The following is a 9,994-nucleotide window of genomic DNA, read 5'->3' on the forward strand; positions in this document are numbered from 1 at the left end:
ATGAAAACCAAAGGTCGTCTTTATGGAATTGGTGTCGGCCCAGGCGATCCCGAACTATTGACTCTGAAAGCACTGCGGTTATTACGTGCGGCTCCTGTGGTAGCCTATCAATCAGCCACAGATAAAGAAAGTATTGCTAGAGCGATCGTGGCGCAGTATCTTCCTGGTAATCAAATTGAGGTGCTATTTCACCTCCCCCGCGCTTTGGAGCCAGAAAAGGCAAAGTCTATTTATGACAAGGAAGTTGAACCAATCGCCGACCATTTAGCAGCAGGTCGAGATGTTGTAGTACTGTGTGAGGGAGATCCATTTTTCTATGGCTCGTTCATGTACCTGTTCACACGTTTATCTGATCAGTACGTAACAGAGGTTGTCCCCGGAGTTTCCTCGCTGATGGCTTGTCCGGTAGCCTTGGGTGTACCTTTCACCTATTACACTGATATCCTCACAGTCTTACCCGCACCATTACCAGCAGAAGAACTGACTACACATCTGCTGATGACCGATGCAGCGGCAATTATGAAGTTAGGCCGTCATTTTACTAAAGTACGAGATATCCTGCATAAATTAGGGCTAGCATCACGGGCAAGATATATTGAGCGTGCATCAACGTCACAGCAACGCATCCTCCCTTTGGATGAAGTTAATCCAGATGAAGTACCTTATTTCTCGATGATTGTGATTCCTACCAAGAATCGACTATAGTCCTTTGATGAGTAATCAAAAATCCAAAATAGAATAACCTCCTGGCAGATTGAACCAGGAGATTTCAAAAAAATTGATTCATCTTTACAAACGTTGTAGCAGGCTCAAACCGTGGGTATCAGTACCACAGGTATTGAAAAGAAAGTATTCATCAGCCAACTTTTGTACTTGTTCTGATTCCACTACGCTGGGTTTCCAGGGGTTAGGGTTATTGTAGGCGTAGAAAGTTTCCACGCCATCGATGCCCTTTTGGGACGCAGCTGGAATCAAGTCAAAAAGCGATCGCTTGTAACGAGCCGGATGAGCCAGAACTGCCAATCCTCCAGCTTCATGAATAGCAGCAATCACGTTACTTGCTTGATATTCTTGCCCTGTAGTCGGCCTTCTTTGTAGATAAGGCTTCATGCTAGGGTGTTCTGGTGTAAAAGCATAAGCCAAAATGTGAACTTCTATATCCAAAAGGTTGGCATTAATTTCCACACCACTCCAAAGGTAAGGAGCGCTTGCACCAGGATTATTCCACTTCCAGTCTTCTAACCAAGCAAGTGATGCTTGATAGCCGATAATACCATGATGATCAGTGATGGCTAACCCTTTTAGGCCAATAGCGATCGCTTGCTCCATCAATGCACTCGGCTGCAATCTACCATCCGAGTGGACAGTGTGCATATGAAAGTTGAATAACCTTGGACAACTCTGTGCATCAATGTTCTGGAATACTTGCTTCAAAAGTTCTGTGGAAGCAGTAGTTCGGGCCAAATTTACAGCCATAACCCCCTCTGAACAAAAATATATCTTTTTAACACACTAAAACGGCACATCTACAGATGAGAAAGATACAGCACTAAAGATTAGTGTCGGTTGATACTTTCTCAGCCTTCTCAGCAAATTTTTCAATATGTTAAGACTACGTTAGCAAATCTTAACCTCAGTAGTCATGGGTGTTTTGGACTACCTTTGTTTTAAGTAGTAATAAATATTGCAATAAAAATCACCTAGCTACGTCTATAGCATCTATGGCAAATAGCTTATAGATTAAAGGCTTAGTAGAGTAACTATCTCTAACCACCCTGAGATTGAACTAAATTTCGTGTGTAAAAATTGCCAACAATATCAGTAATTAAAACTTTTATATAACTAAGAATGACTTCAGCATAGGCGTAGCCCGCACTTCTCTACGTTCCCTGCGGGATGCTACGCAAACGCGCAGCGTGTCGCAGACAGACGCTGCGCGTAGCTTGGCTTGCTTCCCCGGAGGGGTACGGCTGCGCTCAGTGACCACCGTAGGCATCGCATAAGTGAGTCTACAATAGCTGCAAGAAAACTAGCGATGTCTACGACGGGCTATGCCTACGCGCCTGAATCACTATACCTCTCGCGCAATTCCAAAAGAATCTCCCTTCAAAGTGACTCCAAGCGGTTCTACCACTACCTCGCGGGTAGGGGATGCTTCAACCCTTCCAGCAATCACAGCCGTGAGCTTATGTTCTCTTGCGAGCATAACGATCCTCTCTGCATCCTGCTCCGACTCTGTATAGAATGCAAATCCTGCTCCGTAATTGAACACAGAAAGCATCGTCGCTGCCCCGCCCTCAAGATGACCTTCGACAAAAGTAAATATCTCCGGCACTGGGAGCATCGTTTCGATGACATACCGGAGCGGCTTCACCGACCGCATCAACTTTTGCCAACCATGTCCAGTGATGTTCTCCATCGCAGTGGGACGAATTCCCTCGCCAAGCACCGCCTGTACAAGGGGTGTATAGAGATACGAAGCGGCATTCATCGCTTCCCAAAACTCTTGTCCACTTGGAAGTTTTGTTCTGTAGCCATCAGGGAGCGACTCGGCGAGCTTTCGCAGTGGGGTAAAGCCGTTCTCATGGGGCCCCGAACTTTCGACAAGAACAATAGTATTTCCGGCATCCAGACGCGAGCTATCAATGGGAGCGACACTAGCCGGCATAACCCCAAAAACCGAGCCTGCGATGTCGAGCCGACCTGGAATCATCTTCGTTTTTAGTTGAGGAGTTTCTCCTGAGAGATAGACACACCCAACTCGTTTGCACGCCTCAACGACTCCATCCAGAAACCCATCAAGGAAGGTGGGGGTGAAGATAGTTTCAGGAGTACTCGACGGCAGATAAAGACCGAGAAGTATAGTCTGCATACCTGATGTTGCGGCATCGTTCGTAAGACACGAGATAATCTTGATACCAATATTCCACCAGAATCGTCGAAGTTCTTCTTCGGAAAGGTCGTCAGGTCGAGTATCGTCTGCGGTACCCAGTCCTTCCGGGACAAGTGTCATAGAAAGTTCTCTAGCCCCTGCCTCTAGAAAAGGAGCGAGGTTGAAGCTGAAAGCGTTAGCACTTGCTCCAAGACCCGATGCGGGGACAATGCCATAGGCGCTTGCAAAGCCAAGTGTGCGTTTTGCAGCATTGATGAAGCATCGTTTTGCGGCATCGAGAGTATCGTAATCGACTTGATCGACTTGAGCCATCAGGTTGCGTTTTAAGTTAGGAGTAGAGACACGATTAATTGTGTCTGTGCAAGAGTTAGGAGTAGAGACGCGATTAATCGCCTCTGTTAGGAAAACTCATAACTCATCATTTTAAAATACCTCAAAATACCTCATCTTCAATACCGCGCCACCATTCCCCCAAATTCATTAAGTCTTGGTAAATGTCTTTTAATTCTTTATTGTAGGTATCGTCTGTAAGCGTAGCTCGACGCTCTTGTAATTTTTTGAGACGCAGTTGTACCAATAGCCAAGGTTTAGTGATGCTATTAGTTGCTTCTATATATTGCGCTAGTTCTTTGCTATCCATAATGTTTTATATTTTAATTTTCACTCTAGCAATTTATCGTGGACTTGAATCAGTTCTCTAAACAGCAGTCGCGCTCCTTTGGCTGCAATCCGATTTCTGACAAGCTTCACCGGACGACCAGCTGCTTTTTCAGTGTCCAACTGTTCCCCCAAAGTTTTACCAATATTATTCTTCAGACGCGATCGCTTTGGCTCAATCCGAGTAAACACCCACTGCCACAAAGACTTCCGACATAAATCAGAACCGCCTATAACCTTGGTTTTCTTGCTATCGCCGGATGCTTCCATTGAAGGAGCAGCGCCAAGGGCTTTTTGAAATCTCCTCAATGAAAGGTGGCGTTTAGTAGGCTTTTTAGAGTTTCGCCCCTGGCGTATCCTCACCTCTGGTTTACCATCTGCATCCAGGAAACCCTCAATAGGGTAAATCTGAGAGAGAACGATCGCAGTTAGGCGATCGCCAAATCCAAACTTCTTAAAAACAGTGCGGTAATGGTCAAACCGAGAATCAGCAAGCAGTTCTCTTAACTCTCCCTCGATGACGTGTTCCTCATGCTGAAGATCACAAATACGTTTTGCATGTTCTCGAACAGTGTCGGTGATTCCCAAACCCACGGTTTGCGAGTAAAGGCGGTCATAGCGCGTACTTTTGCGAATTCCAGCAAGCCACCCCCACAGTAAAGGAGCCAGTCCAGATTCACCCCTTTGGGACTTTACTAGTGCAACTTCTGGAAACTGCCACGCCAAATCTTGACGAATGCGATTCATGATCGGGGACTGAACACGGTTAAGGTGAGCCAGCCGCAAAACTAGTTCTCGAATTCTGACAATAGCGCGATCGCGAATTTGGACAAATCGACGCGGGTCTTGGTGGTAATCAAAGTAGTAGCAGGCAAGCGCTAAAGCATCGCCGTCATCATCTTTATCAGGCATTGCCAGGTGATTGGCTCGATAATTCCTCAGTTCTTTATGACCAACTAGCCGAACTTCTACCCCGGCGCGGGCCAAGTGAGTACCCCAAAGCTTGCTGTAATTATTGCCAGTTGGCTCTAATAGTGCAATGTCCGCATTGAGCGCGAGTAAATCTTGAATTCCCTTTGCATCAGCGCTCAATTTAAAAAATGGACATTCATAATAAAATTGACGTGGGTCTTCGGGCTTCTCCAAAAGCAGACAAGCCGAAACTGAGGACTTGCTAACATCAAGCCCCAAAATTCTAATCATTCAGTTCTCCTCTGGGTGGTTTCGTCTTGTTCCCTGATGCCATGCCTGTGAATCACCCGAAGGCCACACAGCCTAGTTCACTCTCAAGGCAAAACCAAAAGCGGTAACTTCTGGTGACATAGGGGGGGGGAACAGCACAGTCACAGCAGCCGAGCTTATGAAAATCAGAAAGCCATAAAAGCTTGTTTCATGCCAAAAGCCCTAAGCTGCTGTGTGTATGTGCTGTACGTCTGGGTTGGACTCCAGTCCGCGACGCGATCAAGCAGCGATCGCGTTTCGCCGGCGACTCAGCCCGGCTCATCAGGCGGTTATTCTTTATCGTCTATAAGCACATCGTTAACAATTTCTATTAGCTTGTTTGAGGCTGGTGCTAGTAATTTTTTGATTTCTTGGTCACTGTAAAGACTTGCATATTCTTGCTCACTCATAAATTCTAAAGCCACGTCAATTTTGGCTTTAATCTTCTGCAATGAATCCCAAATTTGGCAATAATCCCAAACTGGATCTGGTTCTGGAATGTTTGTATTTGTAGTCATTTTAAAAATACTCGCTTGAAATTTGTTGACTTTTTAATTCGGCATTTTGTTTGAGTAATTCCAATATCCTCGAAGCCATGAATGAGCGATCGTAATAAGGAATGCCACTTGTAGAAAGCATTGCAAGTAAAAGTTTGATTTCCGCTTCTAGTTTTGTATCTATGTTCAGGTTTTCAAATATTGCAAGCATACATCTTGCGTATCCTCTTACTTGTTTATGGGTTAGCTTTCCCGAATCATCATTGCTTGCAATTCGTTCTAGGATAACTTTCAGCCCTTTAGTATCACCGTCAAAACCAAACATTTAAATTCCTGAATCTTGTAAAAACTTCACAGCATCCGCCATTATTCCTACTTTTTTAGTTACATCAAGCTCATAATCGGTCATACAAATTATGGGGTAGTCACGATTTTTGTATCTCAGTTTCATGTGCCGGATGTACATATCTGGATAGCCAAATGCACCAGGAATAATTTGCTCTTTAACTATTAAAGTTCGTTCATTGGCTGGAATATCTTTAGAAGAGAAACCATGTTTGTTTTCTTTTTCTAAATCGTAATAAGTAAGGGATTCTATGCTTTTGTTCATGATTGTGTGATATTTTTTACTTGTTGGAATCGATTTTAAAAAGCGATCGCACTCCCCAAATGCGCGATCGCTTTTAAATTAGTCCCACTCTTCCTGCCTACCTTGCTGCAATATCTGCTGCAATCGTTGCTTGCCCTCCTCCCATCGGCGGCCCCCCATTTTCAAAACTTGCTCAATCACATAAGTTTCTCCTTTGACTTCCAATAGGCCCATGACTGCCAGGTAAAAGGCTTTATCGTCGGAAGTGGAAGCGGAAGTTTCACCGCTACGATCTGCGCTCGGCTCTTTATATAAGTGTTCCAGGCTAGTGGTTAACTCCTCCTTTACTTCCGGCGGGTAAGTCGGTGCAGCGCCGTAGACCTCATAAAGCGCTTGCTCTTGCTGTTGGCTGTGGAGTGCAATTTCTACCTGTTCTAATTCTTGATTCATGGCTGTTAGTGCTGCACGTCGGGCATCCTGCACAATCAGCCGCCGCGACTCACCAACGAGTTGCACTGATGCCACCAGTGCCAAGCTGTAGCTGATTCCCTTGGCAATTGGGGGAACTGGAGAAAGTGCAGCCAGCCAAAATGCAGTTGCACTAGCTAGCAAACAGTTGGTTTTTAACCACCTATCAGCCATGACAACATCCCTCCTAAAACAATCGAAACTGCGATCGCAATCAGCAAGGCATAATAATCTGGTTCAGATAACTTGAGAAACTGTCTTACCGCATCATCGGTAAGTAGGGCAAGGCATAGCGCTGCACCAGACATAATGTAGACAACCCACATCACCCGAAACAAAGCTGGATGTAACGCCCCTAGCCAAGCCACAGAACTAGAGGCGATACATCCCAGAAGGAACCAAGCCCCCAGGTGTACCGCCTTTGCCATTAGTATTTTTCCTTGATTTTGGCTTTGAGTTCGTCAATTCGTTGCTGGGCCATGTTCTCAGCGCGGTCTAGACCATAACCCAGTTTTGCGTAGGCGGGTCTGAGTGTGTGTAGATGCCTTGCTGTTGAAGCGTCTGCGCGTTTTTTAGTCAGTTCACTGTCAGCAACTTCTTTGATGTAGCTACGATGGGCAATGTGTACCTGTGCATCGGATTGTTCAAGGGTTTTCAGAGACTTGTAAGCGCGTTTAGCCTGACGCGCTTCGAGTCTTTTTTGCTTTGACAACTGCTTGAGTGCATCAGCCTCAGCTTTGTTAAAATACCTGGGTGTCTCACTAATCGGTGCAGTTCTGACAGTCTGCCAAGTTCCCGCGTTCATCGGGTTTATGACAGTCGGATCTGTGGGGGCTAACACCTGATTTTTATCAATCCCGTGTCCCCCCGCCGAAAGTGAGGACTCATTACTCTTGTTGCTAGACTTTGCAGCGCTGGTAATTCGTGCAAGGATTCCCATTGTTTACTCCTATCTACAAACTTGGTTTTTGACTTTTTCTAACTGTTGGCTTTGGGCCTTCATCTCGCGTAACTGCACTTGATCCGCGCTTTGGTAAGTGGAGATTGCACCCATGCTTAAACCAGCAACCAATGCAGCTGCAATCATGACTAGAAATGCAGCAAGGTTATTCCCGGCTGGTGTAGGCTCTGGTATGTCTGGGTAAAATTCGCCGGTGAATGGTACAACCTTGCTGGTAGTCTGTTGTTTAGTCTGTTTCATCTCCTCCCTCTAGCAACATCGGCTGATATGTGGGTAAGAGTAGATGCTCTGTTCCAACGTTGAGTGCAGCGCGGAATGATGTTTGCACTAGTTGGCGTTGTTCAGGTGTGGGATTGTCCCGCATCTGTTTAATGCGCTGCAAGGTGCGACCCGGCAGCTGTCGGTAGTATTCGTTAGCGAGGCGCTGTGAATCTTCCTCTAACAGAGACTCAAGCAAATCGGTTGCATCAATTTCTGCATCGTCATCTGTTGCAGTTTTCGATGCACGTCGGCTATGCAATAGTTCAATTCCTGCTTCAGTCCAGAGTTTTTGTCCATGTTCATCGCTGACAACATGAACTTCAAACTGGAACACTTCAGGGTGACGACGCAACCAACTGCGGATCGTACTTTCTGGAATGTTGGTTAACTTGGCTGCTTCAGGAGTGGTATACAGGTTCTGCATTCTGCCTCCAGCGAACTTGTGCCACTAGTGCTTCGATTAATCCCTCGATGTCTCCTGTAGTCATAAGCAGTATCCCTGGATAGACAGCATTAACAGCGTTAGAAACTTCTCCAGGTTGATCAGCGCAAAGTTGTGCGCCTAGAGCGCCAATTAAAAACCATTTCTCCTTGACGGTCAGCTTCTCCAAATTTGAGCCGAACATATCGTCAAGTTCATCTAAAACTGAGCCGTCGCCTGGGGTATAGCTCGTGTAGTAGCCTAGCGGCTTGGACATTGGTACAATCTCCTACATATTAGATACGAAGCATTATTGGTTGGCGATCGCTGAAGCTAAATCGGGCGATCGCCTTTTTACTGTTCTTCAGTCGGCACAGTCTTTTTAAATTCGCTAACTCCTCCCTCAAAATGTCTTGCAATCCCTGCTATCACTTCATCGTCGGTCAGTTCATCAACTTGCTCTTCTTGCAGATCACCCCAGGGGCAGCAATCTTTAATCCAATTTCTCGCCTCAAGTAATTGTTCTGGTGTTAGTTCCTCCATTGGCTTTTGGTTGGTCATCAGTCATTAGGCATCAGGTAAAGGGTGTTTCCGCGCAAGGTCAAGGCGCGGGTGCTTGCTCCGGTTGCAACGCAAAGGGTTAGGCGTTGGGGAGCGATGTTGTGTTGCAAAGTTTTGTCATACACAACTTCCTAATGCTATATTGTCATACATAACTAAGTCAATGGTTTTGTACAACAAAATTATTCCGTAATACAATATGGTGGGGATGACGTTGTGATTTTAAACTTAGATGGCAAGGCCCAAGAAACTAGCGGAAGATTCGATGATAGTCTCAGTGCGGATGAGTCGCGCAGACTGGGAGAACTTCGAGACAGTAGCCCAAGCTATGGGTTACAGCAAAGCAGATTTGCTCAGAATGGTTGTCGAGGGGAAAATTCCAGTGGGGCAAGTGCCCTCAAACGAAATTCAGATAATGGGAAAATCCTCCAGCGTCTCAAACTGATTGAGTCTAAGTACTCAAATTACGTTGAAAATCAACAAAAACAGCTTGAGACGCAATTAATTGAAAGTAAGACTCATAAATTAGAGCTTACGCAGGAAATAGCAGAGCTAGAACAAGAAATTTATAATCTAATCTCAGAGTCCTCTGACAACGATAAAGATCAAGAATAAAGCCGTTTACCTGTTTGGGTAGACGGCTTTATTCGTTGCGTATCGCGCTCATCACTTCTGGAGTGCGATCGCCGATTATCTAAAAAAATCAAAAAGCCACCAGAGATTTAGCGATCATGAGTGGCTTTCCGAAAACAAACTAATAGTATTATGCCAGAAAATTCACTAAAAAGTTCACTTCCCTGGACGGAAGAACACGATGTATTCTGTTATCAACATCATATTCCACCCGCCGCAAAAATCCTTTGGCAGTGGTTAATGAGACAAGGGCAAATTGCCAGTGAGATAGAACCTGATTTATCAGAATTTAATGCTTGGGTAGCCAAGACTAGAGGTAAACCATACGCTCACAATTACCTCAAAAAGATATTTGAAATACTGGTATCATGCCGTGTTTTACAAGTAATTAAACAATATTCTTGGAAGATAACCAAGTTACTTGTAAGACCTCTTTCATGGTTAAATCCACCCAAAAAACCGCGAGAAAAAAAGTTACACAACCATAACTCTAGTTACGATTCACCCCCCTCAAATGATATCTCAGCCGAACAGGGGTTAAACAGCAGCAGCAATAGTATTACTCTTACTACCGCCGAATTTGAAGAGTTAGAAAGGCAACACGAGATACTTACAACTTGCGCTGAGTACGAAATATACTTTGACCCAAATAAACGAACAACTAGAAATCTACTTGAGTTTGATATTGAAGATGTCCAGTTAGCTTTAAAGCACTTTGTTAAACGTGGTGGAAATCAAGCAATTAACAATCCTCAAGGATGGTTAATCAACTGCTTGTGCGATCGCAAATGGTAAATTACCATTTGAGATTGAGAAACTAATCCGAGGCTGG

Annotated in this window: 17 protein-coding genes; 3 read left to right on the plus strand and 14 right to left on the minus strand. The window is 45.0% G+C overall.

Annotation, left to right across the window (positions count from 1 at the left end):
* Positions 1–705: a precorrin-2 C(20)-methyltransferase gene (locus VB740_RS27220; protein WP_323202974.1), complete on the plus strand. Its 705-nt coding sequence runs from the start codon at positions 1–3 to the stop codon at positions 703–705.
* 84 nt (positions 706–789) lie between these two features.
* On the opposite strand, the gene VB740_RS27225 is transcribed toward VB740_RS27220, so the two are convergent.
* The 14 genes from VB740_RS27225 to VB740_RS27290 all read right to left on the minus strand — a co-directional run bounded on the left by VB740_RS27225 (position 790) and on the right by VB740_RS27290 (position 8,529).
* On the minus strand, positions 790–1,476 hold the full coding sequence (locus VB740_RS27225) for a PHP domain-containing protein (RefSeq protein ID WP_323202975.1): 687 nt from the start codon (positions 1,474–1,476) through the stop codon (positions 790–792).
* Between the two features lie 595 nt (positions 1,477–2,071).
* A complete protein-coding gene (locus VB740_RS27230) occupies positions 2,072–3,205 on the minus strand; it encodes an AIR synthase related protein (RefSeq protein ID WP_323202976.1) in 1,134 nt (377 codons plus the stop codon).
* A 121-nt stretch (positions 3,206–3,326) separates the two neighbouring features.
* Complete coding sequence (locus VB740_RS27235; protein WP_323202977.1) at positions 3,327–3,533, minus strand: hypothetical protein; 207 nt, start codon at positions 3,531–3,533, stop codon at positions 3,327–3,329.
* Between the two features lie 20 nt (positions 3,534–3,553).
* Positions 3,554–4,753 (minus strand): IS110 family transposase, encoded by a 1,200-nt coding sequence (locus VB740_RS27240; RefSeq protein ID WP_323202978.1) that lies wholly within the window; start codon positions 4,751–4,753, stop codon positions 3,554–3,556.
* A 308-nt stretch (positions 4,754–5,061) separates the two neighbouring features.
* Positions 5,062–5,289 (minus strand): hypothetical protein, encoded by a 228-nt coding sequence (locus VB740_RS27245; protein ID WP_323202979.1) that lies wholly within the window; start codon positions 5,287–5,289, stop codon positions 5,062–5,064.
* Position 5,290: 1 nt separating this feature from the next.
* Entirely contained in the window at positions 5,291–5,593 is a 303-nt protein-coding gene (locus VB740_RS27250; RefSeq protein ID WP_323202980.1) for a hypothetical protein, read from the minus strand.
* Positions 5,594–5,878, minus strand: a complete 285-nt coding sequence (locus tag VB740_RS27255; protein ID WP_323202981.1) for a hypothetical protein — start codon at positions 5,876–5,878, stop codon at positions 5,594–5,596.
* 78 nt (positions 5,879–5,956) lie between these two features.
* Complete coding sequence (locus VB740_RS27260; RefSeq protein WP_323202982.1) at positions 5,957–6,499, minus strand: hypothetical protein; 543 nt, start codon at positions 6,497–6,499, stop codon at positions 5,957–5,959.
* Positions 6,481–6,753 carry a hypothetical protein gene (locus VB740_RS27265; protein ID WP_323202983.1) on the minus strand — a complete coding sequence of 91 codons (273 nt, stop codon included), beginning with the start codon at positions 6,751–6,753 and terminating at the stop codon, positions 6,481–6,483. The genes VB740_RS27260 and VB740_RS27265 overlap by 19 nt, the downstream gene beginning before the upstream one ends.
* Positions 6,753–7,265, minus strand: coding sequence for a hypothetical protein (locus VB740_RS27270; protein ID WP_323202984.1), 513 nt, complete (start codon positions 7,263–7,265; stop codon positions 6,753–6,755). Before VB740_RS27270 ends, VB740_RS27265 begins: the two co-directional genes overlap by 1 nt.
* 9 nt (positions 7,266–7,274) lie before the next feature.
* Positions 7,275–7,526 (minus strand): hypothetical protein, encoded by a 252-nt coding sequence (locus VB740_RS27275; protein WP_323202985.1) that lies wholly within the window; start codon positions 7,524–7,526, stop codon positions 7,275–7,277.
* On the minus strand, positions 7,513–7,971 hold the full coding sequence (locus tag VB740_RS27280; protein ID WP_323202986.1) for a hypothetical protein: 459 nt from the start codon (positions 7,969–7,971) through the stop codon (positions 7,513–7,515). The genes VB740_RS27275 and VB740_RS27280 overlap by 14 nt, the downstream gene beginning before the upstream one ends.
* Positions 7,946–8,245 (minus strand): hypothetical protein, encoded by a 300-nt coding sequence (locus VB740_RS27285; protein ID WP_323202987.1) that lies wholly within the window; start codon positions 8,243–8,245, stop codon positions 7,946–7,948. Before VB740_RS27285 ends, VB740_RS27280 begins: the two co-directional genes overlap by 26 nt.
* A gap of 77 nt (positions 8,246–8,322) precedes the next feature.
* On the minus strand, positions 8,323–8,529 hold the full coding sequence (locus VB740_RS27290; RefSeq protein WP_323202988.1) for a peptide ABC transporter substrate-binding protein: 207 nt from the start codon (positions 8,527–8,529) through the stop codon (positions 8,323–8,325).
* Between the two features lie 216 nt (positions 8,530–8,745).
* Between VB740_RS27290 and VB740_RS27295 the strand changes: the two genes are divergently transcribed.
* Entirely contained in the window at positions 8,746–9,144 is a 399-nt protein-coding gene (locus VB740_RS27295) for a hypothetical protein (protein WP_323202989.1), read from the plus strand.
* Between the two features lie 150 nt (positions 9,145–9,294).
* A complete protein-coding gene (locus VB740_RS27300) occupies positions 9,295–9,957 on the plus strand; it encodes a hypothetical protein (RefSeq protein WP_323202990.1) in 663 nt (220 codons plus the stop codon).
* Positions 9,958–9,994 lie beyond the last annotated feature (37 nt).

It is taken from the genome of Nostoc sp. UHCC 0251, assembly GCF_034932245.1.
Taxonomy (GTDB): domain Bacteria; phylum Cyanobacteriota; class Cyanobacteriia; order Cyanobacteriales; family Nostocaceae; genus Nostoc.

Excerpts from the sequence above, each read along its gene's own strand:
- VB740_RS27225 (WP_323202975.1), bottom strand. The coding sequence starts at position 1,476 with ATGGCTGTAAATTTGGCCCGAACTACTGCTTCCACAGAACTTTTGAAG.
- VB740_RS27260 (WP_323202982.1), bottom strand. The coding sequence starts at position 6,499 with ATGGCTGATAGGTGGTTAAAAACCAACTGTTTGCTAGCTAGTGCAACT.
- VB740_RS27300 (WP_323202990.1), top strand. The coding sequence starts at position 9,295 with ATGCCAGAAAATTCACTAAAAAGTTCACTTCCCTGGACGGAAGAACAC.
- VB740_RS27285 (WP_323202987.1), bottom strand. The coding sequence starts at position 8,245 with ATGTCCAAGCCGCTAGGCTACTACACGAGCTATACCCCAGGCGACGGC.
- VB740_RS27220 (WP_323202974.1), top strand. The coding sequence starts at position 1 with ATGAAAACCAAAGGTCGTCTTTATGGAATTGGTGTCGGCCCAGGCGAT.
- VB740_RS27235 (WP_323202977.1), bottom strand. The coding sequence starts at position 3,533 with ATGGATAGCAAAGAACTAGCGCAATATATAGAAGCAACTAATAGCATC.
- VB740_RS27240 (WP_323202978.1), bottom strand. The coding sequence starts at position 4,753 with ATGATTAGAATTTTGGGGCTTGATGTTAGCAAGTCCTCAGTTTCGGCT.
- VB740_RS27265 (WP_323202983.1), bottom strand. The coding sequence starts at position 6,753 with ATGGCAAAGGCGGTACACCTGGGGGCTTGGTTCCTTCTGGGATGTATC.
- VB740_RS27280 (WP_323202986.1), bottom strand. The coding sequence starts at position 7,971 with ATGCAGAACCTGTATACCACTCCTGAAGCAGCCAAGTTAACCAACATT.
- VB740_RS27230 (WP_323202976.1), bottom strand. The coding sequence starts at position 3,205 with ATGGCTCAAGTCGATCAAGTCGATTACGATACTCTCGATGCCGCAAAA.
- VB740_RS27270 (WP_323202984.1), bottom strand. The coding sequence starts at position 7,265 with ATGGGAATCCTTGCACGAATTACCAGCGCTGCAAAGTCTAGCAACAAG.
- VB740_RS27245 (WP_323202979.1), bottom strand. The coding sequence starts at position 5,289 with ATGACTACAAATACAAACATTCCAGAACCAGATCCAGTTTGGGATTAT.
- VB740_RS27250 (WP_323202980.1), bottom strand. The coding sequence starts at position 5,593 with ATGTTTGGTTTTGACGGTGATACTAAAGGGCTGAAAGTTATCCTAGAA.
- VB740_RS27255 (WP_323202981.1), bottom strand. The coding sequence starts at position 5,878 with ATGAACAAAAGCATAGAATCCCTTACTTATTACGATTTAGAAAAAGAA.
- VB740_RS27290 (WP_323202988.1), bottom strand. The coding sequence starts at position 8,529 with ATGACCAACCAAAAGCCAATGGAGGAACTAACACCAGAACAATTACTT.
- VB740_RS27275 (WP_323202985.1), bottom strand. The coding sequence starts at position 7,526 with ATGAAACAGACTAAACAACAGACTACCAGCAAGGTTGTACCATTCACC.